Annotated in this window: 23 protein-coding genes; 11 read left to right on the top strand and 12 right to left on the bottom strand. The window is 72.4% G+C overall.

Going from position 1 to position 23,483, the window contains the following annotated elements; all coding sequences use genetic code 11:
- Window position 1: 1 nt before the first annotated feature.
- From hpt to ABD234_RS06925, 3 genes are all read right to left on the bottom strand, one after another.
- A complete protein-coding gene (gene hpt, locus ABD234_RS06935) occupies window positions 2-541 on the bottom strand; it encodes a hypoxanthine phosphoribosyltransferase (RefSeq protein WP_038373333.1) in 540 nt (179 codons plus the stop codon).
- A gap of 99 nt (window positions 542-640) precedes the next feature.
- The gene (gene tilS / locus ABD234_RS06930; protein ID WP_344354738.1) at window positions 641-1,726 is read right to left on the bottom strand and encodes a tRNA lysidine(34) synthetase TilS; all 1,086 of its coding nucleotides are present in this window, start codon (window positions 1,724-1,726) and stop codon (window positions 641-643) included.
- The gene (locus ABD234_RS06925; protein WP_344354736.1) at window positions 1,726-3,126 is read right to left on the bottom strand and encodes a D-alanyl-D-alanine carboxypeptidase/D-alanyl-D-alanine-endopeptidase; all 1,401 of its coding nucleotides are present in this window, start codon (window positions 3,124-3,126) and stop codon (window positions 1,726-1,728) included. Before ABD234_RS06925 ends, tilS begins: the two co-directional genes overlap by 1 nt.
- Before the next feature lie 68 nt (window positions 3,127-3,194).
- Between ABD234_RS06925 and ABD234_RS06920 the strand changes: the two genes are divergently transcribed.
- Window positions 3,195-3,707, top strand: a complete 513-nt coding sequence (locus ABD234_RS06920; RefSeq protein WP_038373258.1) for an inorganic diphosphatase — start codon at window positions 3,195-3,197, stop codon at window positions 3,705-3,707.
- Window positions 3,708-3,910: 203 nt separating this feature from the next.
- On the opposite strand, the gene ABD234_RS06915 is transcribed toward ABD234_RS06920, so the two are convergent.
- On the bottom strand, window positions 3,911-4,663 hold the full coding sequence (locus ABD234_RS06915; RefSeq protein WP_344354734.1) for a hypothetical protein: 753 nt from the start codon (window positions 4,661-4,663) through the stop codon (window positions 3,911-3,913).
- Between the two features lie 91 nt (window positions 4,664-4,754).
- The gene (locus ABD234_RS06910) at window positions 4,755-5,459 is read right to left on the bottom strand and encodes a peptide deformylase (RefSeq protein WP_038373259.1); all 705 of its coding nucleotides are present in this window, start codon (window positions 5,457-5,459) and stop codon (window positions 4,755-4,757) included.
- A gap of 169 nt (window positions 5,460-5,628) precedes the next feature.
- Between ABD234_RS06910 and ABD234_RS06905 the strand changes: the two genes are divergently transcribed.
- The gene (locus ABD234_RS06905; protein WP_038373260.1) at window positions 5,629-6,714 is read left to right on the top strand and encodes an ABC transporter ATP-binding protein; all 1,086 of its coding nucleotides are present in this window, start codon (window positions 5,629-5,631) and stop codon (window positions 6,712-6,714) included.
- A gap of 104 nt (window positions 6,715-6,818) precedes the next feature.
- Window positions 6,819-8,060 (top strand): DUF4032 domain-containing protein, encoded by a 1,242-nt coding sequence (locus ABD234_RS06900; protein ID WP_038373261.1) that lies wholly within the window; start codon window positions 6,819-6,821, stop codon window positions 8,058-8,060.
- 221 nt (window positions 8,061-8,281) lie between these two features.
- Here the strand turns inward: ABD234_RS06900 and rlmB are convergent, their stop codons facing one another.
- From rlmB to ABD234_RS06880, 4 genes are all read right to left on the bottom strand, one after another.
- On the bottom strand, window positions 8,282-9,226 hold the full coding sequence (gene rlmB / locus ABD234_RS06895) for a 23S rRNA (guanosine(2251)-2'-O)-methyltransferase RlmB (protein ID WP_344354733.1): 945 nt from the start codon (window positions 9,224-9,226) through the stop codon (window positions 8,282-8,284).
- The gene (cysS, locus tag ABD234_RS06890; RefSeq protein ID WP_344354732.1) at window positions 9,226-10,671 is read right to left on the bottom strand and encodes a cysteine--tRNA ligase; all 1,446 of its coding nucleotides are present in this window, start codon (window positions 10,669-10,671) and stop codon (window positions 9,226-9,228) included. Before cysS ends, rlmB begins: the two co-directional genes overlap by 1 nt.
- A gap of 70 nt (window positions 10,672-10,741) precedes the next feature.
- A complete protein-coding gene (locus ABD234_RS06885; RefSeq protein WP_038373265.1) occupies window positions 10,742-11,227 on the bottom strand; it encodes a phage holin family protein in 486 nt (161 codons plus the stop codon).
- Between the two features lie 57 nt (window positions 11,228-11,284).
- Window positions 11,285-12,430 carry a LacI family DNA-binding transcriptional regulator gene (locus ABD234_RS06880; protein ID WP_344354731.1) on the bottom strand — a complete coding sequence of 382 codons (1,146 nt, stop codon included), beginning with the start codon at window positions 12,428-12,430 and terminating at the stop codon, window positions 11,285-11,287.
- 138 nt (window positions 12,431-12,568) lie between these two features.
- On the opposite strand from ABD234_RS06880, the gene ABD234_RS06875 reads away from it, so the two are divergent.
- Genes ABD234_RS06875 through ABD234_RS06865 form a run of 3 tightly spaced genes read left to right on the top strand, consistent with a single transcriptional unit; the run spans window position 12,569 to window position 15,527 of the window.
- Entirely contained in the window at window positions 12,569-14,065 is a 1,497-nt protein-coding gene (locus ABD234_RS06875; RefSeq protein WP_344354730.1) for a sensor histidine kinase, read from the top strand.
- Window positions 14,062-14,715, top strand: coding sequence for a response regulator transcription factor (locus ABD234_RS06870; protein ID WP_038373267.1), 654 nt, complete (start codon window positions 14,062-14,064; stop codon window positions 14,713-14,715). Before ABD234_RS06875 ends, ABD234_RS06870 begins: the two co-directional genes overlap by 4 nt.
- Entirely contained in the window at window positions 14,712-15,527 is an 816-nt protein-coding gene (locus ABD234_RS06865) for a DUF4097 family beta strand repeat-containing protein (RefSeq protein ID WP_038373269.1), read from the top strand. Before ABD234_RS06870 ends, ABD234_RS06865 begins: the two co-directional genes overlap by 4 nt.
- Window positions 15,528-15,742: 215 nt before the next feature.
- Here ABD234_RS06865 and acs read toward each other — a convergent pair whose 3' ends face one another.
- The 3 genes from acs to ABD234_RS06850 form a co-directional block, all read right to left on the bottom strand.
- A complete protein-coding gene (acs, locus tag ABD234_RS06860) occupies window positions 15,743-17,722 on the bottom strand; it encodes an acetate--CoA ligase (protein WP_344354720.1) in 1,980 nt (659 codons plus the stop codon).
- Between the two features lie 74 nt (window positions 17,723-17,796).
- Window positions 17,797-18,582, bottom strand: a complete 786-nt coding sequence (locus ABD234_RS06855) for a hypothetical protein (RefSeq protein ID WP_344354718.1) — start codon at window positions 18,580-18,582, stop codon at window positions 17,797-17,799.
- A gap of 47 nt (window positions 18,583-18,629) precedes the next feature.
- On the bottom strand, window positions 18,630-18,782 hold the full coding sequence (locus tag ABD234_RS06850; protein WP_344354716.1) for a ribbon-helix-helix domain-containing protein: 153 nt from the start codon (window positions 18,780-18,782) through the stop codon (window positions 18,630-18,632).
- Window positions 18,783-18,914: 132 nt separating this feature from the next.
- Here ABD234_RS06850 and ABD234_RS06845 point away from each other — a divergent pair, with 132 nt between their 5' ends.
- The 5 genes from ABD234_RS06845 (at window position 18,915) to ABD234_RS06825 (ending at window position 23,324) form a co-directional block, all read left to right on the top strand.
- Window positions 18,915-19,526, top strand: coding sequence for a DUF6318 family protein (locus ABD234_RS06845; RefSeq protein WP_344354715.1), 612 nt, complete (start codon window positions 18,915-18,917; stop codon window positions 19,524-19,526).
- A 126-nt stretch (window positions 19,527-19,652) separates the two neighbouring features.
- Window positions 19,653-20,258, top strand: coding sequence for a DUF6318 family protein (locus ABD234_RS06840; RefSeq protein WP_344354713.1), 606 nt, complete (start codon window positions 19,653-19,655; stop codon window positions 20,256-20,258).
- An 80-nt stretch (window positions 20,259-20,338) separates the two neighbouring features.
- Window positions 20,339-21,358 carry a PKD domain-containing protein gene (locus ABD234_RS06835; protein ID WP_344354711.1) on the top strand — a complete coding sequence of 340 codons (1,020 nt, stop codon included), beginning with the start codon at window positions 20,339-20,341 and terminating at the stop codon, window positions 21,356-21,358.
- Window positions 21,355-22,164 carry an SDR family NAD(P)-dependent oxidoreductase gene (locus ABD234_RS06830; RefSeq protein WP_344354709.1) on the top strand — a complete coding sequence of 270 codons (810 nt, stop codon included), beginning with the start codon at window positions 21,355-21,357 and terminating at the stop codon, window positions 22,162-22,164. The genes ABD234_RS06835 and ABD234_RS06830 overlap by 4 nt, the downstream gene beginning before the upstream one ends.
- Complete coding sequence (locus tag ABD234_RS06825) at window positions 22,161-23,324, top strand: AMP-binding protein (protein WP_344354707.1); 1,164 nt, start codon at window positions 22,161-22,163, stop codon at window positions 23,322-23,324. The genes ABD234_RS06830 and ABD234_RS06825 overlap by 4 nt, the downstream gene beginning before the upstream one ends.
- Window positions 23,325-23,483 lie beyond the last annotated feature (159 nt).

Below are 23,483 nucleotides of genomic sequence, written 5' to 3'. Positions count from 1 at the left end.
GTCAGTCCTCGTAGACGGAGCGCTTGAGGACTCCGACGTAGGGCAGGTTCCGGTAGGTCTCTGCGTAGTCGAGCCCGTATCCGATGACGAACTCGTTGGGGATGTCGAATCCGACGTAGCGCACGTCGATCTCCACGCGCGCCGCATCGGGCTTGCGCAGCATGGTGCACACCTCGACGCTGCGCGGGCCGCGCGAGCGGAGGTTGGACAGCAGCCACTTCAGGGTCAGGCCCGAGTCGATGATGTCCTCGACGATCAGCACGTGGCGATCGGTGATGTCGGTGCCGAGGTCCTTGAGGATCCGCACCACGCCGGAGGACCTGGTGCCCGATCCGTAGGAGGACACCGCCATCCAGTCCATCTCGACGGGCAGGTCGATCGCGCGGGCGAGGTCCGACATGACCATCACCGCCCCCTTGAGCACGCCCACCAGGATCGGCGGCTCCTGCGCGTAGTCCTCGGTGATCTGCCGCCCGATCTGTGCGAGCCGGTCCCGGATCGCCGTCTCGTCCAGCAGCACGCGTTCGACGTCCTCGTGCATGCGCGCACGCCCGTCGCTCTCGTGCAGTTGCGTCTTCGACACGCAGTGCTCCTTGGTGGGGGGTGTTCGGACTCGTCGCGCGGCGAGGGTCGGCGCGGCTCAGGGGTCGAGGCGGCGCCAGACGAGCAGCCCGTCGCGGCGAGCGACCTCGATCCTACCCGGAAGGGGTACGCCTGCCTGACCGTGCCATGAGACGACGAGCGCCTCCGCCGCCAGCACGTGGCGGCGCAGCAGGGACTTGTCCGAGGGCGTGCCGGCCTCCTGCTCCGCGCGGCGCGATGCGTCGCGCAGGATCCGGGTGCGCAGCGCGGCGGGCACGGAGGCCAGCGCGTAGGCGTCCAGCAGCAGCAGGTCCCCGTCCTCGCGCAGCTCGCCGCCGTCGCGGCGCAGCTCCTCCAGCCGCGCCGCCGCCTCGGCGTCGAGGTGCTCGACGTCGGGGCCGATGAGCGCCGCCGCCCGGGCGAGGTTCTCGTCGATCTGCTCGCCCAGCACCTCGCGCAGCAGCGGCAGCACGCGATGGCGGACGGCCGAGCGCAGCAGGGCCGGGTCCTCGTTCATCGGATCCTCCCACCACTCGACGTCGTGGACCCGGCAGATCTCCTCCGTGTCCGCCCGGCGCAGGGCGGTGGACTCGTCCCGCTCGGCGCCCAGGAAGGGGCGCAGGATCGCTCCGCGCACGGGCGGGATGCCGGCCATGGCGCGGGGTCCCCCGCCGCGGGCCAGCCCCATCAGCACCTGCTCGGCCTGGTCGTCGAGGGTGTGCCCGAGCAGCAGGGCGAGGGCGCCGGTCTCGTCCAGCCGCTGCGTGAAGGCGGCGTGCCGCGCGCGCCGGGCCGCGTTCTCCACTCCGCCGGCGCCCGCCGTCCCCACCTCCACCCGGCGGATGGTGGTGTGCGCGGCGCCGAGACGGCGGGACGCCTCCGCGGCGCGCTCGGCGACGCCCGCGGAATCCGCCTGCAGGCCGTGGTCGATGATCAGCGCCTCGGTCTCCAGTCCCATCCGCGCGGCGACCCAGGCGGTGGTGGCCAGCAGCGCGAGGGAGTCCGCGCCGCCGCTCACGCCGACCAGCACGCGGGGGCTGAGGTGCCCGGCGCCGGTGTCGTCGGCGAGCTGCTCGAGGCGGGCGGTGAGGTGGGCGCGCACGGCGGTGCGGGCGCGGGCGACGACGCGGGGCGGACCGGCCATCAGCGGCTCGTGACGATCTCGGCGGCGACGGTGTCCACCGCCTCGCGGGCCTCGATCGCGTCGGCACGGTCGAAGCCGTGCACGACGATCATGTAGCTCACGGTGCGGCCGTCGGGCCGGGTCGCGACCCCGGCGAGGGTGGCGGTGCCGCTGAGGTAGCCGGTCTTGCCGCGCACGATCCCGCGGGCGGCGGAGGCGTCGTCCTCGCCGAAGCGCTCGGCGAGGGTTCCGGAGAGCCCGCTCACGGGCACGTCGTACAGGAGGGGCTCGAGGGTGGGGGCGCCGCCGGAGGCGACCTCCCCGAGGACCGCCGCGAACAGCCGCGGGGGGACGCGGTTGTCCACGGAGAGCCCGCTGCCGTCGTGGAGGTCCAGGGACTCGAGATCGGAGGCGGGCAGGCCCAGCTCCGCGGCGAGGTCGCGGACCTCCGCCTCGACCGCCCCGGAGGCGCCGGAGGCGGTGGTCTCCTCGCCCCGGGCATCGGCCACCAGGTACGACAGCAGCTCCGCGCCGGTGTTGTCGGAGATGGTCAGCACGTACTGGACGATCTCGCGCAGCGGCGCCGAGCGGATCTCGACCTCCGGCCCGGTCTCCGGCGCGGCGCCCCGGGCGACCTCCCCGGTCACCTCGACGCCGCGATCGCGCAGCAGCTGCGCGAAGCGCGCGGCGGCATCGGCCGCCGGGTCGGTCGACTTCGCGCCGTACTGCTCGCCGTCCAGCTTCCCCTCGTCCAGGGCGAGGGCGGCGACCGGGGCGACCCAGCCGCCCGCAGGGCCGTTCCCGCCCCAGGCGGGATTCATGCCGTCGACGATGAACGAGTCGTCCAGGACGACGCGCACCGGGCCGCCGCCCTCCTGCGCGATCATCGCGGCGGACTCGTCGGCGAGCGCGGCGAGCCGCTCCTCGGTGAGGAACATGTCGCCCTCGCCGATGAGGGTGAGCGTCCCCTCCCCCAGGCGCGCCCGGGTGGCCAGCGTGTCGTCGCCCGAGCGCACCCGCAGCAGCGCCGCGGCGGTGAGCAGCTTCTGGGTGGAGGCGGGGACGCGGGCGGTGTCCGCATCCCGTGCAGCGAGGGTGGTGCCGGTCTCGGCGTCGACCACGGCATAGGCGAGGTTCCCCTGGACCACGGGCAGCTCCGCGTGGGCGTCCATGCGGGCCGCGAGCTCGGGGCCGGCCGCCGCGTCCACCCCGGGGGCCGCCGAGGGCACCATCTGCACGGGGTCCTCGCGGGAGAGGTCCTCGGCCTGCGCGGGCGGCCCCGCCTGGGGGCCCTGCTCCTCCTGTTCCAGCGTGAGGATGCCCGGGAAGGCGTCGGTGACGTCCCCGATCGTGTAGAAGCCGATCGGGACCGCGGCGCACATGATGACGGCCAGCGGTCGCCAGACGTTCAGCTGTCTCATGGTGTTCACGATAGAGTGTGCCGGTCAGCGCTACCGCCCCGCACAGGGCATGAGGCAACGGAGCAGCAGTGGAATTCGACGTCACCATCGAGATCCCCCGGGGTAACCGCAACAAGTATGAGGTGGATCATCACAACGGTCGCATCCGCCTGGACCGGATGCTCTTCACCGCCACCCGATACCCCGACGACTACGGCTTCATCGAGGGGACCCTGGGAGAGGACGGCGACCCGCTCGACGTCCTCGTCCTGCTCGAGGAGCCCACGTTCCCCGGCTGCCTGATCCGCTGCCGGGCGCTGGGCATGTTCCGCATGCGCGACGAGTCGGGCGGCGACGACAAGATCATCGCGGTCCCGGTCGGGGACCAGCGCCAGGTCCGTCGCCAGGAGCTCACCGACGTCTCGGAGTTCCATCGACTGGAGATCCAGCACTTCTTCGAGGTCTACAAGGACCTCGAGCCGGGCAAGAGCGTCGAGGGCGCGCACTGGGAGGGCCGCAGCGACGCGGAGGCGGAGATCCGCCGCTCCTACGAGCGCGCTGTGGGCACCGAGCACGCCAACGAGTTCACGCAGGCCGTCTGAGGCCTGCCGCAGGCAGGGGGACGACCAGCCACGACAGGAGCGCCGCGTCCGGGGAGCGATCCCCGGCCGCGGCGCTCTTCGCCGTCGTGGCCCGTGCGGCGACGCAGCCCGTGCGGCAGCGCGGCCCGTGCGGCGGCGCAGCCCGTGCGGCGGCGCAGCCCGTGCGGCGGCGCGGCCCGTGCGGTCCGCGGCCGGCGGCCGCGTCAGCCCTCCCGCGAGCTGGACGACGTCCCGGCGGAGATCTCTCCGGGCCCGGCGGTCTCCCCCGCGATGGTCGGCGCGTCCGCGAAGATCTCCCGCACGGCGTCGGTGACGGAGCGGGCGATCATGCGGTTCCCGACGCCGCCGATGGCCGCCCCGATGCCGAACGGCAGCAGGCGCCCGAACCAGACCCGACCGGCGCGGGCGACGACCTTGCGCTTGACCCAGCGGGAGATCTGCGCGTTGATCATCCGCGGCACGACCCCCGTGCCGCCGCCGGCGAGCACGGTGTTCCACTGCATGCCCTGCTTGCCCAGGGTCTTGGCGATGATGTCGGTGCCCTTGTCCCCGCCGAGGACGCCGAGCATGACCATGCGGCGCGTGTGCTGGTCCTTCATGTCGATGCCGCGGATCTCGGCGACCGAGAGGGTGAGGAAGGCGCAGGCCTCCGCGAAGGACGCGCCCTCGCCGACGGTCAGGCCGATCGCCGCCGCGGTGCCGATCCCCGGCAGGGCCGCGGCGCCGCCGATCCCGGCCCCCGTGGCGGTCATCAGGAGGGTGAACTTCCGGCACACGTCGTCGATCAGCTCGTCGTCGCTCGCCTGGGGCTTCTTGGCCCGCAGGCGGCGCACGTAGGACGCGGCGGCAGGCGTCTGCATCCGCAGCGCGGTGTCGATCATGCCGACCCAGCGCTCGTCGAGCTGGTGCTGGGGGTCCTCGGACTGGACATCGGACGAGGGGGTCGTGGGGTTCACGGGCGCTCCGATCGATCGGGGGTGACCATTCCTGGACGGGTGGTTCGGGGACACCGTACCGGCAGCGACTGCGCGTGCGGTGCAGGTCGCCTCAGCGATCCGCGCGCACCACGACCTCCCCGGGGCCGAGGCGGGCCACATCCCCGGACAGCCCGAGGCGGCGCACCGCATCGGGCATGTCGGCGTAGCGCTCGACATAGCGCGATTGCACGAAGGACCGCGGCACCGCGAGGTCGTGGCACAGCGTGCCGGCCAGGTGGTCGGTCTCGTGCTGGAGGATGCGGGCGGGCCATCCGCGGTGGACCTCGCGGACCTCGGCGATGTCCCCGCGCCCGTCCACCTCGAGGCCGCGGAAGACGATGCTGCGCGGGCGCGGCACGATCGAGCGCCAGTCGTCGACCGAGAGGCACCCCTCCCAGGCGAACACCGTCTCGGTCCCCTCGTCCTCGAGCACCTCGTAGGAGGGGTCGAGGAAGGCCCGCAGCGGCACCCCGGTCCGCTCGAGCACGTCGTCCTGTGCATCGGGCTCCTCGCCGTCCTCGAAGGAGCGGTCCTCGAGGACGAACAGCCGCAGCGGCACTCCGATCTGCGGGGCCGCCAGGCCCACGCCCGGTGCGGCGCGCATCGTCACGGTCATCGCCTCGATGAGCTCGAGCAGCAGGGCCGTGGGCAGCACGCCGTACGCGTCCCGCGCGCGGGCCCGCAGCGCGGGATGGCCGGCCTGGACGATCCGCAGCGGCGTCCCCGTGCGGGAGCGGCGGTCGAGGGTCTTGGTCACGAGCTGGGTCAGGTCCATCCTGTGAGTATCACAGGAACCACCCCCTGTGATGGGCTACACTCGCTCTCGCCGGTGCAATGACGCACAAGACTCCAGCGGACGACGGTGTTCCGCACCGGTGATGACAAGACACTTCACTACGGACCGTCCGGCACGTACCTGCCGGTGAAGGGAATGGGTCACCCCCATGGCAACTGTTACGTATGACAACGCCTCGCGCGTCTACGCCGGCCAGGAGCGCCCGGCCGTCGACAGCCTCAACATCGAGATCGAGGACGGCGAGTTCCTCGTCCTCGTGGGCCCCTCGGGCTCGGGCAAGTCGACCGCGCTGCGCATGCTCGCCGGCCTCGAGGAGATCGACGGCGGCCGCATCCTCATCGGTGACCGCGACGTCACCGATGTCCCGCCGAAGGACCGCGACATCGCGATGGTGTTCCAGAACTACGCGCTGTACCCGCACATGTCGGTGGCCGACAACATGGGCTTCGCCCTGAAGATCGCCGGCACCCCGAAGGCCGAGATCCGCAAGCGCGTCGAGGAGGCCGCCAAGATCCTCGACCTCGAGCAGTACCTCGACCGCAAGCCGAAGGCCCTCTCCGGCGGTCAGCGTCAGCGTGTGGCCATGGGCCGCGCGATCGTGCGTTCGCCCCAGGTCTTCCTCATGGACGAGCCGCTGTCGAACCTCGACGCGAAGCTGCGCGTGTCCACCCGTACGCAGATCGCCTCCCTGCAGCGTCGCCTGGGCGTCACCACGGTGTACGTGACCCACGACCAGACCGAGGCCATGACGATGGGCGACCGCGTGGCCGTCCTCGCCAACGGCGTGCTGCAGCAGATCGACACCCCCCGCCGCATGTACGACCACCCCGACAACGTCTTCGTGGCCGGCTTCATCGGCTCGCCCGCGATGAACCTGATCGAGCAGAAGCTCACCGATCAGGGCGTCCAGTTCGGCGGCGCCGTCGTCCCGGTCGACCGTGCGACCCTGCACGAGACCAACCAGGGCTCCGTCACCGTGGGCGTGCGCCCCGAGGACCTGGAGATCGCCCCCGACGGCACCGGCCTCGCGGTCGAGGTCGACGTGGTCGAGGAGCTCGGCGCGGACGCCTACGTCTACGGCCGCCTCGCCGGTCACACCGAGCTCGACAAGCCGGTCATCGCGCGCGTCGACGGCCGCAAGCCCCCGATGAAGGGCGAGACGGTCTACTTCCGTCCCACCGAGGGCCACCTGCACCTGTTCGACGTCACGTCCGGTCAGCGCCTCGGCGACTGACCAGCACGAACCCCTCAGCGGGCGTCCGGCATCACGCCGGGCGCCCGCTGTTGCATGGGTCGGCCTCCGTGCGGGAGGGGGATGGACAGGGCACAATAGAGCCCATGGCACCTCTGGAGATCAAAGCGTCCCGAGCAGACCCGGCACTGCTGGATCTGCCCTGGGACGTCCCCCTCGAGGACTGGCCCGATGAGCTGCTCGCCTCGCTCCCCCGCGGCATCTCCCGGCACGTGGTGCGCTTCGCGCGCGTGTCCGGTCGGGTGCTCGCGCTCAAGGAGATCTCCCATCACCTCGCCGAGCGCGAGTACGGCATGCTGCGCGTGCTCGGCAAGCTCGGGATCCCCGCCGTCGAGCCCTTCGGCGTCGTCAGCGGCCGGGAGACCCGGGCCGGCGAGCCGCTGGACGCCGTGCTCATCACGCGGCACCTGCAGTTCTCGCTGCCCTACCGCGCCGTCTTCAGCCAGATCTCCAAGCAGGACACGGCCAAGCGTCTGATCGACGCCCTCGCCGTGCTGCTGGTGCGCCTCCACCTCGAGGGCTTCTACTGGGGCGACGTGTCGCTGTCGAACACCCTGTTCCGCCGCGATGCGGGCGCCTTCGCCGCGTACCTGGTCGATGTCGAGACCGGCACGCTGCACGAGCAGCTGTCCACGGGCCAGCGCGCCTACGACCTGGACCTCGCGCGCACGAACATCATCGGCGAGCTGATGGACCTCCAGGCCGGCGAGCTGCTCGGCGAGGAGTCCGATCCCATCGAGATCGGCGACCAGCTGGTGGGCCGGTACCAGGAGCTGTGGGCCTCGCTCACCGAGCGCGAGAGCTTCGGCGCGGACGAGCGCTGGCGCGTCTCGGCGCGCATCGAGCGCCTGAACGAGCTCGGCTTCGACGTGGGCGAGCTCGAGATCACCACCGATCTCGACGGCACCACGGTGACCATCCACCCCAAGGTGGTCGACGCCGGCCACCATGCCCGCCGCCTGATGCGCCTGACGGGCATCGACGCCGGGGAGAACCAGGCGCGCCGCCTGCTCAACGACCTCGACCACTACGTCGCGATGACGGAGCAGCAGGCCGAGGAGGAGGAGTTCGTCGCCCACGAGTGGCTGCAGGTGCAGTACGAGCCGGTGATCCGCTCGATCCCGCGCTCGATGCGGCAGAAGCTCGAGGCCCCGGAGTTCTTCCACGAGGTGCTGGAGCACCGCTGGTACCTCTCGGAGAAGCAGGGACGGGACGTCACCCTCGTGGAGGCCGCGGAGGACTACGTCGCCCACCAGCTGCCGCTGCGGCCGAACGAGAAGTCCCTCGTCACCACGGAGACCTCGGCCCTGCCGATCTTCGAGAACTGACCCCCGCCCGAGGTCATTCTCCGGTGCTTGAACAGCCGTTCAAGCGTCGGAGAATGACCTCTCGCGCGGGGCCGGGCGCGCCGGACGCCTAGCCCAGCGCCGGAAGCCCTGCCGGGCCGGCCGGGGCCTCGCCGGGCGCGCTGAACACCTCGCCCAGCGCCGGACACAGCGCCGCGCGTGCTCCCCGCCCCTGGTGGAGGGGAGCACGCGCGGCGGTGCGGTCAGCGGCGGCCTGCGGCGGCGCGGGCGCCGGCGACCTCGTACAGGGCGATCGCGGCGGCCACGGACGCGTTCAGCGACTCGGTGGTCGAGGCCGTCGGGATGGAGACGACCTGGTCGCACAGCTCGCGGGCGAGGCGGGAGAGGCCCTTGCCCTCGGCCCCGACCACGAGGACGACCGGCTCGGCGGCCAGCGTCATGTCGCGGGTGGAGACGTCGCCGTCGGCATCGAGGCCCAGGGCGAACAGCCCCTCCTGCTTGAGCTCGGAGATCGCCCGGTTGAGGTTGGTGACCTGGGCGACGCGCACCCGGCCGGCGGCGCCGGCGGCGACCTTCCACACGCTCGCGGTCATCGACACGCTGCGACGCTCGGGCAGGATCACGCCGTGCGCCCCGAAGGCGCCGGCGCTGCGCAGGATCGCCCCGAGGTTGCGCGGATCGGTGATGCCGTCCAGGGCGATCAGCAGCGGCGCGGCGAAGGCGTCGCGGGCGATGCCCAGCAGCTCGTCGAGGTCCGCGTACTCGTAGGGCGGGATGGTCAGCGACACGCCCTGGTGCACGGCATGGTCCGTGATCCGGTCCAGGTCGGTGCGGGTGACCTCCTGCACGGGCAGGTTCCGCGCGGCGGCCAGGCGCAGGATCTCCCGGACGCGGTCGTCCACGTCCAGGCGCACCATCACCGACAGGGACGTCGCGGGGACGTCCTCGCGCAGCGCCTCGAGGACCGAGTTGCGCCCGGCGACCTGGTCGGCGCCCGGGACCTTCGGGCCCTTGGTCTTGCCGCCGGGGCGCTTCGCGCCCGCGTACGACTTGTGCCCGGGCCGGTCCGTCGCCTTCGGGGTCGGGCCCTTGCCCTCGAGCGCGCGGCGGCGCACCCCTCCCGAGCCGGTGGTCGCGCCCTTCTTCGTGCGGCGGATCGCGCCGCGGCGACCTCCGTTTCCTGCCATCATGACCTCCCGGTCGTCATCGTCTCGAGCGTCCAGCGGACGCCGTCGGGCCCGTCCTCGACGCGGATCCCCGCGCCGGAGAGGGCATCGCGGATCCTGTCGGCCGCCGCCCAGTCCTTCGCGGCGCGCGCCTCGGCGCGGGCTGCCAGCTGCGCCCGCACGAGGGCGTCCAGCGCCTCGTGCTCGGCGGCATCGGCCCCGGAGCCGGCGGTCCACTGCGGATCCAGCGGATCCAGGCCCAGCACGTCCAGCATGCCGCGCAGCGCGGCCAGGCTCTCGCCGATCGCGGAGGCCTCGGCCCCGTCGGCGAGCAGGGTGTTCAGCGCGCTCTGGGCGCCGTGGACGGCGGCGAGCGCCTCCGGCACCGACAGGTCGTCGTCCATCGCCTCGACGAACGCCGCGGGCAGCACGGCCGATGCCGGATCCGCGAGGGGGACGCCGGCGGCCTCCAGCCGCTCCTGGGCACGGCGCACCGTGGAGACGAACCGCTCCCAGACGACGCCTGCCTCGGCGAGCGAGCGGGAGTTGTACTCCACCAGCGCCCGGTAGTGGGCGCCGACCAGCGCCAGGCGCACCACAGGGGCGGGATGGGAGTCCAGCGCCTCCCCCACGGTGATGAAGTTGTCCAGGCTCTTGCCCATCTTCAGCCCGTCCACGGTGAGCACGCCCGAGTGCATCCAGCGCTGGGCGAAGCCGTAGCCGGCGCCGTGGGACTGGGCCTGCTCGTTCTCATGGTGCGGGAAGCGCAGGTCCAGGCCCCCCGCGTGGATGTCGAAGCTCTCGCCGAGGTACTTGTGGGCCATCGCCGAGCACTCGAGGTGCCAGCCCGGCCGGCCGCGGCCGAAGGGGGTGTCCCAGGCGGCGGTCTCCGGCTCGCCGGGCTTGGCGGCCTTCCAGAGGGCGAAGTCGCGCGGATCCCGCTTGCCGGGCTCCATCTCCTCGCCGGCGTCCTGCATGTCCTCGAGGGACTGGCGCGTCAGGGCGCCGTAGTCCGGCAGGGAGCGCACGGAGAAGTACACCGATCCGGCGCGGTCGGCATAGGCGTGGCCGCGCTCGATGAGGCGCTGCATGAAGGCGATCATCTCGGGCACGTGCCCGGTGGCGCGCGGCTCGTAGCTGGGGCGCACGCAGCCGACCTGGTCCAGGCGGTCGTGGAACTCGCGCTCGAAGCGCAGCGACCACGCCCACCAGGGGGTGTCGTGCTCGGCGGACTTCGCGAGGATCTTGTCCTCGATGTCCGTCACGTTGCGCACATAGGTGACGTCGTAGCCGCTGCGGCGCAGCCAGCGCACGAGCACGTCGAAGGCGAGGAAGGTGCGCAGGTGCCCGATGTGCGGGGCCCCCTGCGTGGTGGGACCGCACACGTACAGCGAGACCGCCCCGTCCACCAGGGGGCGGAACGGAGCGGTCGTCCGTGTTGCGGTGTCGTGCAGTCGAAGAGTCACCGCTCCAGGATACGCGGGCGGGTGCGGCCGCTGCGCCACCGCGGCGCGGGCCGGCCCGGCATCGCGGCGATCAGGAGACGCGGGCGTCGACCTTCTTGCCGTACAGCTCCTCGTAGGTGTCGTCGTAGGAGACGGCGTTGCGGTGACGCACGCCCTTGACCGCGTCGACCGCGCCCTTGGCCGTGCTGATGGTCGTCTCCGGCGCCTTGATCTTCTTGATGTACACGAAGTAGCCGACCACCGAGGCGAGAGCGCCGATGAGCACCAGCGCGCCCATCACGATGAGGAACGCGCCCCAGGCGGGCAGGCCCAGGGCGACCAGGCCCCAGGCGGCGGCGAACAGCAGCATCACCCAGGCGCTGAGGAGGAAGAAGGCGGTGACGAGGAAGAGGGCGGCGCCGACGGCCGCCTTCACCGCGATCGCCGTGAGCTCCTTCTTGGCGATGTCGATCTCGTGGTGGACGACGCCCAGGAGCTCGTCCTTGATGGACGCGACGAGTTCGCCGATGGACCGCTGGGTGGGCGGTGTGCTCGGGTCGTTCGTGGAGTTGATCATGTTCGGAGCCTATCTCAGCGGGATGCTGGGTCGTGCGGGGAAGGGCGCGCGGGCGGGTCAGTCCACCGAGATGCGCTTGCGCTTGGTCGAGGCGGGCCGGGGCCCGGCCGCGGTGGAGCGGCGCGCCACGAGGGACGGGGCCACGGCCACGTCGCGGGTCTCGGGCTCGTGCCCGGAGACCCGCTCGACGAGGAACTGGGCCGCCAGGGCGCCCAGCCGGTCCGAGTTGGGGTCGACGCTGGTCAGGCCGGCGATCCCGGAGGCCGCCAGCGAGGTGTTCCCGTAACCGGCCACGGAGAGCTGGCTGGGGACGTCGTAGCCGGCCTCGCGGGCTGCGGCGAGGACGCCCACGGCGGTGACGTCGTTCGCGCAGGTGACGGCGGTCGGCACCTGGCTGCCGCGCAGCAGCATCGACCCGGCGGTCTGGCCGACCTGCTCGGTGAAGTCGCCGGGCTCGACGCGGGCGTGCTCGCCCAGGCCGTGGCGCTCCATCGCGGAGCGGAAGGCGTCCGCACGCTCACGGGCCACGGTCGCCCCGACCCCGCCGACATGGGCGATGTCCTGGTGGCCGAGGGAGACGAGATGATCCACGAGCAGGCCCTGGCCCACCACGTCGTCGATGCGGACGGTGTCGAAGCGGCCCACGAAGTCCTGGGAGCAGCCGATCCCCACGAAGGGGCGGTCGCCGGTGGCCTCGAGCACGGAGTCCATGTCGTTGAGGTCGGAGACCATGAGGAAGCCGTCCACGCCCAGCTGCACGAGGGACTGCACGGCCTCGGTGTCCGCGGCGACGGGGTACTCGGGGATGCGTCGGCGGGTCGGCACCACGATCGCGGAGCGTCCGGTCGCGGCCAGCTCGATGCGGATGGCCCGCACGAGGTCCGAGATCCAGGTGTTGCGCATGGTGTTCACGAGCACGGCGACCACACCGCGGTGGTCGTCGGCGGCGGAGAGCTCCTCCAGCGGGAAGCCCAGGCGCTCCGCCTCGTCGTGCACCCGCGCCCGCAGCTGCGGGCGGATGTCGTCCATGCCGCGCAGGGCCCGCAGGGCCACGGCGCTGGAGATGCCGAGGGAGTCGGCGACGTCCCGCAGGGTCCCGCGCCCGGCGGAGGGCGCCGCGGGGGCGCCGGTGCCGCTGTCGTCCTGGGCGGAGGGGGGAACGTCGGTGTCCTCGGCATGCGTGCTCGGCGCGTTCTCGCTCATGCCCCCATTGAACCGCACCGACCGACCCCCGCGCTCCCGGTCGCCCGGCACCGGACGCCGCCGGGCGGGGGTTAACCCCCGCCGGCCGCGGCGGCGGGCCGTCTGCCCGCGGCGCCCGCGGCCGCATAGCGTTGCGGCATGACCTCGTACGAGACCTCCCTCGCCGCGGGCGAGCCGATGCCGCCGCCCGATCCCTCGCCCCCGCGCCGGCCCCATCCGGTGGCGGCCGGTGCGTCCGTGATCGTCTGGGCCGCTCTGGCCTGGACCTGGGGCATCGCCAGCGTGACGCTGCTGACCACCGGCATCGCCTCGGTCCCGGCCCTGGGGGTGGGGATGCTGGTGCTGATCCCCTGGCTGCTGCTGATGCGGCTGGCCGCGGCCGTGGAGCGCCGCCGCGCGGACGCCGTGCACGGGCTGCGCGTCACCGTGCCGCCGCGGCGCCGCTCCGAGCGCACCGGGCTGCTGGGCGCCCTGCACGGCCTGTGGCTGGACGTCTCCTCGCTGCCGTACTGGGCCGCGACGCTGCATCATCACATCGCCATGCTGTGCGCCATGATGTTCGGGACGCTGTCCCTGGCCGCGCTGTGGGCGAGCTGGACCGCCGCGGACATCCTGGTGCGCGCCGGGGACGCGACGCTGGGCCGGCTGCACCTCACGCCGAGCCTGCTGGGCATCCTGTGCGGCGCCGGCCTGCTGGTGGCCTTCGGCGCGATCGCCCTGGGCACGGTGCTGGACCGCATGCTCGCGCGGGCCTTCCTCTCCCATAGCGAGCAGGAGCTCAAGGAGCAGGTCACGGAGCTGACGCAGCGGCGCCAGGGCGCGGTGGACGCGGCGGAGCAGGAGCGTCTGCGCATCGAGCGCGACCTGCATGACGGCGTCCAGCCGCGCCTGGTGGCGCTGGCCATGACCCTCGGCATCGCGAAGTCGAAGATCGCCTCGGACCCGGAGACGGCGACCGCGCTCGTGGACGAGGCGCACCGCGAGGCGAAGGGCGTCATCACCGACCTGCGCCAGCTGGCCCGGGGCATCCATCCCGCCGTCCTCACCGACCGCGGGCTCGACGCGGCGCTCTCCGCGCTGGCGGCCCGCTCCCCGATCCCGGTGGACCTGCACACGGATCTGCCGATGCGCCTGGGCCGGGAGACCGAGGGCGTGGCGTACTTCGTGGTCTCCGAGGCGCTGACCAACATCGCCAAGCACTCGGGCGCCTCGCGGGCCACCGTGCGGGTGCGCCAGCAGGGGTCGTCCCTGGATGTGACGATCAGCGACGACGGGCGCGGCGGCGCCGGAGTGCACCGCGGGGGCCTGGCGTCGGGGCAGCGCACCGGCCTCGCCGGCCTGACCGACCGGGTCCGTGCCGCCGGGGGCACCCTGGAGCTGCACAGCCCGCCCGGCGGCGGGACCCGTCTGCAGGCGCTGCTGCCGGTGTCCGCGCAGATCGCCGCCGCCCCTGGGGCCGCTGCGCCCGATGCCTCCGCCGCCGGCGCCCCCGCCCCCGAGGCCACCGGGGCCGGGGCACCCGCCCCCGACGCGCCTTCCCCGGGAGCACCTGCTCCCTCCGCGCCGTCGCCCGCAGCGTCCGATCGCTCCCCCGCGACGACCGCTCCCGCCGATTCGATGGAGGATGCCCGATGAGGATCGTGATCGCCGAGGACGCGGTGCTGCTGCGCGCCGGCCTGGAGCGGCTGCTCACCGATGCCGGACACGAGGTCGTGGCGGCCGTCGACGACGCCACGGGGCTGCTGTCGGCGGTGACCGAGCACACCCCGGATCTCGCCGTCATCGACGTGCGCATGCCCCCGACCTTCACCGACGAGGGCGTGCGCGCCGCCGTGCTGATCCGCGAGCAGGACCCGCAGGTGGCCCTGCTCGTGCTCTCGCAGTACGTCGAGGAGCGCTACGCCTCCGAGCTCATCGCCGGCAGCCCGCGCGGGCTGGGATACGTGCTCAAGGATCGTGTGGCCGATGTCGACGAGTTCCTGCGCGTGGTCGACACCGTGGGCGGCGGCGGCACCTGGCTGGACCCCGAGGTCATCCAGCAGATCCTGGTGCGCACCCGCCGCCGCGCCGTGATCGACGCGCTGACCCCGCGCGAACGGGAGGTCCTGGAGGCGATGGCCCAGGGACGCTCCAACGCGGCGATCGCCGCCGAGCTGTTCCTCTCCGCCGGCAGCGTCGAGAAGCACATCTCCTCGCTGTTCCTCAAGCTGGGCCTCAGTCCCGTCGACGGCGAGAACCGTCGCGTCATGGCCGTGCTGCGCTACCTCGAATCGGAGGACCGATGACCACCACGATCCCGCCCCACGTCCTGACCCCCACCCGCCGCTCCGCGCGGGCCTGGCGCGCGACGATGATCGTGCTGGCAACCCTGGTGGTGCTGGTGCTGACCGGGCTGATGGCCGCCCAGACCACCTGGTCCTGGTGGGTCATGCGCGGGTACTCGCAGACCTCCGCCCAGGTCGCCCTGCCGGGCGCCTCCGCGGTGAGCATCCGCAGCGGCGTCGGGGACATCGAGGTGATCGTCGGGGACGTGACCGAGCCGACCCTGGCGCTCGTGGACGAGGGCTCGCTGCTGCTGCCCGGCGACGGGGCGACCGCCCTGGCCCGGATCACCGTCGAGGGCCCGGCCTCCTCCCCTGCCGTCACCGTCGAACAGCCCGCCACCAGCGGACCGGTCCCGTGGGAGGACGAGCACAAGAAGATCCTGCTGGTCGTCCCGCGCAGCGGGCTGTCCACGACCGAGCTCTCCACCGACGTCGGGAGCGTGTCGGTCACCGGGCCGGTCGGCGTGGTCGAGGCGAGCACCGGCACCGGCGACGTGCAGGTGCTCGGGGTCCCGGCCGATGCCCGCGTGACCGCCTCGACCGGGGTAGGCGACATCGACGTCCAGGTCGATGCCGCCGGCCCCTCCTCGGACCTGGATCTCAGCACCGAGGTCGGGGACATCTCGGTGCTCGTCCCGCCCGACGGCGGCTGGGTCGTCGACGCCGACTCCGACACCGGGGACATCTATCTGGAGCCCGGGCTGGAGACCGGCGGTCTCGGCGCCGGGATCCGCGCACGCACCAGCGTCGGGGACATCTCGCTCACGTCCTGACCCGGAGCGCCGGGAACCGGGCCGGGCAGCAGGAACCGGGCCGGGCGGCAGGATCCGGGCCACCGCATCCGAGCGGCAGGATCCGGGCCGCAGCATCCGAGCGGCAGGAACCGGTCCGGGCAGCGGGAACCGGTCCTCGGCGCGCAGAGACCCGCCCCGGTCGATCCGGAGGGATCGACCGGGGCGGGTCTCTGCTGGGGGCCGTGCCCGGGGGCTCAGCGCTTGCCGGTCAGGCCCTGCTGGATCAGGTCCATCACCGAGGAATCGGCGAGGGTCTGCGTGTCGCCGATCGTCCGGTTCTCGGCGACGTCGCGCAGCAGGCGCCGCATGATCTTGCCCGAGCGCGTCTTGGGCAGCTCCGTGACCAGGAGGACCTTCTTGGGCTTCGCGATCGGCCCGATCTCCTTGCCCACGTGCTGTCGCAGCGCCTCGGAGGCGGCGTCCTCGCCGCCGCCGGCGGCGACCTCCGCCTCGGTCCCGCCGCGCAGGATCACGAAGGCGACGGGCGCCTGGCCCGTGGTCTCGTCGTTCGCGCCGACGACCGCGGCCTCGGCCACCCACGGGTGGGAGACCAGCGCGGACTCGATCTCCGTGGTCGACAGGCGGTGACCGGAGACGTTCATGACGTCGTCCACGCGGCCCAGCAGCCAGATGTCGCCGTCCTCGTCCTTGCGGGCGCCGTCGCCGGCGAAGTACTTCCCGGGGAAGCGCGACCAGTAGGTCTCCTGGAACCGCTCCGGATCGCCCCAGATCCCGCGCAGCATCGAGGGCCACGGCTCCGAGAGCACCAGGTAGCCGCCCTGGCCATCGCCCACGGGCTCCCCCGCGTCGTTGACGACGTCGGCGACCACGCCGGGCAGGGGGACCTGCGCGGAACCGGGCTTGGCGTTGGTGACGCCGGGCAGCGGGGAGACCATGATGGCGCCGGTCTCCGTCTGCCACCAGGTGTCCACGATCGGGCAGCGGTCCCCGCCGATCACGCGGCGGTACCACATCCACGCCTCGGGGTTGATGGACTCGCCGACGCTGCCCAGCAGACGCAGCGAGGACAGGTCGAACTTCCCGGGGATCTCCTCGCCCCACTTCATGGCGGTGCGGATCGCGGTGGGCGAGGAGTAGAACAGGGACACGCCGTACTTCTGGACGATCTCCCACCAGCGGCCCTGGTGCGGGGTATCCGGGGTGCCCTCGTAGATGACCTGGGTGGTGCGGTTGGCCATCGGCCCGTAGACCACGTAGGAGTGGCCGGTCACCCAGCCGACATCGGCCGTGCACCAGTACACGTCGGTGCTGGGCTTGAGGTCGAAGACGACCCGGTGGGTGTAGGAGGCCTGGGTGAGGTAGCCGCCGGTGGAATGCACGATCCCCTTGGGCTTCCCGGTGGTGCCGGAGGTGTAGAGGATGAACAGCGGGTGCTCCGCGTCGACCCAGACCGGCTCGTGCTCGGTCGAGGCGCCCTCGCGCAGCTCGTGCCACCACTGGTCGCGGCCCTCGGTCCAGGCGACCTCGCCTCCCGTGCGGCGGACCACGAGGACTCCGGACACCGAGGGCGCGCCGCCGGCGAGGGCCTCGTCCACGGCGGGCTTGAGCGGCATGGCCTTGCCGCGACGGAACTGGCCGTCGGCCGTGATCACGACCTTGGCCTCGGCGTCCTCGATGCGCGAGCGCAGGGCGTCGGCGCTGAATCCGCCGAAGACGACCGAGTGCGGCGCGCCGATGCGGGCGCAGGCGAGCATCGCGAAGACGGCCTCGGGGATCATCGGCAGATAGATGGCGACGCGGTCCCCGGTGGTGACACCCATGTCCGTGAGGACGTTCGCCATCCGGCTGATCTCGTCCTTCACCTCGGCGAAGGTGAAACGGGCGTCGGTGCCGTCCTCGTACTCGGCGAGCAGGGCGACCTGCGCTCCGTGGCCGGCGTCCACGTGGCGGTCCACGCAGTTGTGGGCGGCGTTTAGGGTGCCGTCGGCGAACCACTTCGCGAACGGGGTGTTGGACCAGTCCAGCACCTCGGTGAACTGCTTCTTCCAGCTCAGCAGCTGCGCGCGGGCGCGCCAGAACTCCAGACGGTCCCGCTCGGCCTCGAGGTAGAGGGACGGTCGCGCCACGGCGTCCTTCACGAACTCGGAGCTCGGGGGGAAGCTGCGGGACTCGTGGGAGAGGCTGTCGATTCCGACGGGGGCGTCTTCGGGCATCATCGCTCCTGGGGTGCTGGGCTCCCGGCCCATGGAGGTGTGGTCCCGGACACGGTATCGCAACGGGAGGGGGCTCAGCCCTGCACCGCCGCATGGATCTCGACATGCGACCCGTCCGGATCGGTCAGGTGCACGGCTCGCGCGCCGTGGGGATCGCGGACCTGCGCGTCGTACCCGGCCGACCGCAGGCGGGCGGCGAGCTGCGTGAGGTCCTCCGAGGTCTGGAAGCCCAGACGCACCTGGAGGCTCGGGCCGAACGTGCCGTCGCCGGGCCGGGTGCGCCGCGAGTCCGGCCCGGGGGCGTGCAGGCCGATGATCCCGGAGCGGCCCGGGCCCCGCAGGGCCTGCCACCCGTCGTCCGCCGGGCCCTGGGGGACGAAGCCGAGACGGGCGAAGAAGGCGGCGTCACGGGCGAAGTCCTCGCTGGTCAGGACGGCGACGACGCTCAGCCGCGGATCGGCGCCGGCGGGATCGTGCTCCTGGTAGCCGTACGGGTCCTCCTGGTCCTCGTTCAGGCCGATGGCCTCTCCGGCCGGACCCGTGATGACACCCTGCTTCCCGTAGGACTCGTCCCAGACGGCGACCTCGAGGCCTTCCGCCTCGAGCTGCTTCGCGGCCGCGAGCGCGTCGGGGACGACGAGGCAGAGGTCCGTGTCCCCGTGCGCGGCTCCGGTCGCGGTCGATGCGGCGCCGTGCACCAGGACACGGCCGGCGCCTGCATGGAGGTCCCCGAAACTGTCGTCCCCCGCGGTCAGCGACGGGGCGAGGCCCAGGGTGCGCAGGAAGGCGATCACCGCGGCGGGCCGGGACGAGAAGCGCAGCGGGAGGACGGCGAGGGACGGGTCGGGCGTGCGGGACATGGCAGAGCTCCTTGCGACGGGCTGTCAGGGCGGCAGGACGAGGCGGGTCAGCGGGGAGGCTGCGGCGTCTCGAGGTACTGGGTCAGGGCCTTCTCCACGAGCGCGGAGAGGCTGGTGGACTCGTCGATCGCGCGGTGCTTGACCGCGACGACGAGCTGCTTGGGCAGGTAGATGTTGAACTGCACCTTCTCGGATGGCATGCCAGCATGCTAGCAATCTAGGTCCGGTCGCACAACGCCCAACCCGGACAGCCCGAGCTCCTCCCATGACACCGCAGGCCTGCGTCCGCTAGGTTCGCTGGACAGGCCCCGCTTCCCGTCCCTGGAGTACCCGTGATCGCTCGACGCCTCCTCGCCTTCGGCGCCCTCGCCTCCCTCGCCGTCGGCGCGTCCGCCTGCAGCTCCGGCGGATCGGACGAGGAGCCGACCGCCGCCCCCACCACCGCGCAGCAGGCGTCCCCGACACCGACGCCGAAGGTCCTGGCGCCCGAGGGCATGACGCCCCGGCAGACTCCCCCGCCGGTGGATCCCCCCGACCCCGCGGACTTCCCCGGCATGCAGGAGCAGACCGAGGAGGGAGCGCAGCAGGCCTTCGCCTACTTCTGGGCCGTGGCGATCACGGCGAACCAGAGCGGCGACACCAGCGCCCTGGAGGAGCTCGGCGCGGAGTCCTGCGACGCCTGCACGCAGTACATCGGCCAGGTCGCCGAGCGCGTCGAGAAGGGCCAGCTCTGGCCCCCGGCCACCGTGACGACCGACGCGCTGGAGAAGTACGAGGACACCGACATCGACAACGTCGTGCTGTACCGCTTCACCGTCACCTTCGAGGAGCAGGAGGGGAAGAAGACTCCCGACCCTGCCAGCTACGTGAGCGTCGGCGGACTCGAGTGGAGCGATGGAGGGTGGAAGGTGCTGGACTTCGCCCTGCAGAGCCAGGACGCATAGCCCGGGCCCGCCAGGCACCACCCCGCACCCGTTATCCACAACGAGCACGATCCGATGGCGCACGCTCGGCCCCTGGGCTAGGTTCTCCGGAAAGCCCCAGAGACCCCTCCCTCCTCAGGAGTCCCCGTGACCTCTCGCCGCCTCCTCACGCTCGGCGCCATCGCGGTGCTCACCGGCGCCGCCTGCAGCCCGCCGGCCGAGTCCCCCACCACCGCCCCGCCCACGAGCGCCGAGAGCACATCACCCTCCGCCGCGGAGACGACTCCCGAGGAGGCCACGACCCCGGCCGTCCCCGCACCGGATCCCGCGGACTTCCCGGGGAAGGACGAGCACACGGAGGAGGGGGCCAAGCAGGCGGTTCGTTACTACTGGGCAGTGCTCTTCTGGGGTTTTCAAACAGGTGAACACGAAAGCTTCTCAGAACTATACTCCGAGAACTGTGCAAACTGTGCTGGAAATCGGGAAGTAATCAAGGATATCGCCAAGAACGAAAACCCCTGGGGTCCAACGGAGCTTCAGGATACAGAACTCAGCGCACGAAGCAATACTGACGGATATGAGTATATCGTTGACTATTACTTCATCGTGGGCGAGCATGAAGTGAGAGCTCCCGGCTCCTCGAAAGCCAAGATTGAGCCTGCCCAGACCTACTTGAGCGCTGTCGCAGTAGTGTGGTCCGACGACAAGTGGATTGTTGACTCCATTCATCTCGAACTACCCGAGGCTTCCTAGCCATGACTCCAGACTTCACTTCGTTAAGCGACATGGGTACTTCGGCACCTCGCTACCGCCGAATCGGTATCACACTTGCCTTGACCATTCTCACCCTTTTGCAGATCACCTTCTCGGGCGAAGTATTCGCAGACGGCGAGCAGTCCGAGCCCCCGCCTGAACCGACACCCGGCGTGTACACCGAAGATGCCGTCCAAGCCTTTGGATTGGACTCGAGTCTGTTGATCCCAGGCTCCAACACGGGGACCACGGAAGAGAATGGGTCGAGAAGCGGATCAACTACCGACCACATCTCACGCTTCTTCGAATCGTGGGAGACCGTCGGCGATGACTTCTCCTGCGACCAGTCCGGAGACTCGGGAGATTACGGCGGGTGCATCGGGATCGCGACCGTCTGCCCCGTCGCCGACGCCGTCGTCTCGTTCACGAACAGTGAGGGTGACTACAGCACCCTTCCGACTCTCCAGGAGGGCACCCGCACCGACCGCGTGAACCAGACCTCCCAGGACCTCGGAGTGAGGTGCTACTCCGCACTGGTCGGGGATCCCGCCGCGGGTGGAGCGGCCGTCGTCATCACGGTCACCCGCGAGGACTTCGCCAAGCTTCCGGTCATCGCTCCCGAGGCGCATGCGGGGCCCGTCGACGGCTGGGTTCCGGTGAACATGGACGTCGTCCTGTACACCGATGCGGAAGATCAGACGCTGGAGACCTCGGTCCTCGGCATCCCCGTCCAGATCCGCGCCATCCCCGTCAGCTACACCTGGGACCTCGGCGACGGAAACACCATCACCACGAGTGAATCCGGCCGCCCGTACCCCGCCAAGGACGTCACGGGCACCTACCGCTACGAAGGCTGGTACGACGTCACCCTCACCACCACCTATGCCGGGCAGTTCTCCGTCGCCGGCGGGCCGTGGCAGGACATCGAGGGAACCATCGATGTGGCCTCCGAGCCGGTCGCCCTCTTCTCGAAGTCCCTCGAGTCCCGTCTGGTCGACGGGGACGTCCCCGTCGACGAGGACGCCGATCCCTGGATCCCCGCCCGGTCCCCGGACACGGAGGGCCCTCAGGACCCCGAGGCTCGGGATCGCTCCCTATGAGGCGTCGCGGCGCCGCACCGGCCGAGGGGCTCACCGTCGTCACCGGCGCGAGCGGAGGGATCGGTGCCGCGCTCGTCGATTCCCTGGCGCGGCCGGGCGCCCGACTGGTCCTCACGGCGCGGCGGGCCGACGCCCTCGACCGCGTCGCCGAGCAGGCGCGCGCCCGGGGTGCTCAGGTCTCCGTCCGCGTCTGCGACCTGCGGGACGAGGATGCTGTCGCGCGTCTCGCCGCGCTGATCCTCGAGCACGACGGCGTCCCCGACACGGTGATCTGCTGCGCCGGCCGCTCGCTGCACCGACCGCTCGCCCGATCCTTCGCCCGACCCGATGACCTGGGCCGGCTCAGCGCCGTGAACCTGGTCGGCACGGCCGGTCTGATCCTCGCCCTGCTGGAGCCGATGTGCGCCGCAGGACGGGGCACCGTCGTCGCCGTCACCAGCGCCGCCGCCCGGATCCCCGCGCCGGGCTGGGCGGCGTACACCGCGAGCAAGGCGGGGCTGGACAGCTGGCTGCGATCGATCCGTCCCGATGCGGCGCGCTGCGGCGTCCGGATCGCCATCGCCGAGGTTCCTCTGGTGGCGACGACGATGTCCGCCCCGCTGTACGGTGCGGCGCCGCGCGGCGCCCTGTCGCCACAGCAGGGCAGCGCCTTCGTGCTGCGCGCGCTGCGACCGCACCGGACGCTGGTCTCACCGCTCTGGGCGCGCATCACAGCACCGATCGCGCAGGCGGCGCCCGCCGCCGGCGCTCGCGCCGCGGGGCGCATCGGGCGACTCGCCGTCCGCTTCGCACGCCGCGACCGATGACCGCCCTCACCCTCGCGACGGTGCTGCGTCTGCGGGCTCGCCTGTCCCCCGGCAGCCCCGTGCTCGTCGACGTCCACGGGCAGCTCACCGCGGCGGATCTGCTGGAGCTGGCCCGCCGCACCCGGCCCTCCAGGCACCACCGCGGTGTCCGCGCCCAGGACGCGGGCACGCCGGCGCCCGCAGACGTCCACCTGCGCCCCGGTCCGCTGCGCGAGATCCTGGCCGAGGTCGCCGCACCGGGTGTGCGGCGCATCGCCGTGCGCTCCTCGGGCACCACGGCGGCGCCTCGGGCGCTGACCCGAGGGCCGCTCAGCCTCACGCAGCTGGCTCTCGGGCTGGATCTCGCGCACCGTCTGGGCATGCGCCCCGGACGCACCATCGCCTGCGCGGCTCCGGGAGAGCATGGCCACGGGCTGTCCGCCGCGGCAGGAGCCCTCGCCCTGGGGATGGTGCTGGTGGACGTCTCCCGGCTCAACATGCCGGCCGCCCATGCCCTGCTGCGCAGCACCGCCCCGGACCTGATCACGGGCGTGCCCGTCCACCTCCTGGATCTCGCCCGGACCGGTCCGCTGCCCATCCCCCGCGCCCTCAGCGGCTCCGACGTCCTGACCGCCTCGATGCGCCAGGAGCTGCTGGCCGCAGGCATCGGCCGGGTGCACGATGTCTACGGCACCACCGAGACGGGATCGCTGTGCGTGGACGGCGTGCCGCTGCACGGAGTGCGGATCCGGGAGCGCGACGGGCTGCTCGCGGTGCGCTCGCCCTTCACGCAGGGGCGCACGGTCATCACCGATCGCGGACGGATCGGCTCGGACGGCACCGTGGCGGTGACCGGCCGGGCGGACGGCCGCGTCTCCTCCGGCGGTCTGCTGCACGATCCAGGGGCCGTGCGGGCCTTCGTCGCCGGTCTCCCCGGCATCGCGGCGGTGCGGCTCGAGGTGGTGCCGGATGCCCGGTTCGGCGCCCGCACCCGGGGCCGCATCCGGATCGATCCCGCCCATCCCGCCGCGGGTGGCGGGGACGCGGCGGCGGCGGAGGTCATCCGGCGCGTGCGGGAGGAGGTGCGCGAACGGTTCGGGGCCGCCGCCGTGCCGCGGGAGATCCTGCTCGAGCCAGGACCTCGGACGGACACCGATCAGGATTCCGCTCGCCGCACCTGAACCGCCCTCGGCCCAGAGCGAGGCCCCGGGCTCGCGGCAGGTCTCGACCCCGGGGCAGGCCTCGACCCCGGGCCAGTCCTCGGGTCCTCGCCTGGCCCCGGGCCGGGCTTCGGTTCCCAGCCAGGCCCGGGCCGGGCTTCGGGTCCGATCCGTGAGAGA

Origin of the sequence: Brachybacterium phenoliresistens, from assembly GCF_039530785.1 — a bacterium.
Taxonomy (GTDB): Bacteria; Actinomycetota; Actinomycetes; order Actinomycetales; family Dermabacteraceae; genus Brachybacterium; species Brachybacterium phenoliresistens.
This window is presented reverse-complemented; position numbering and strand designations above follow the sequence as displayed.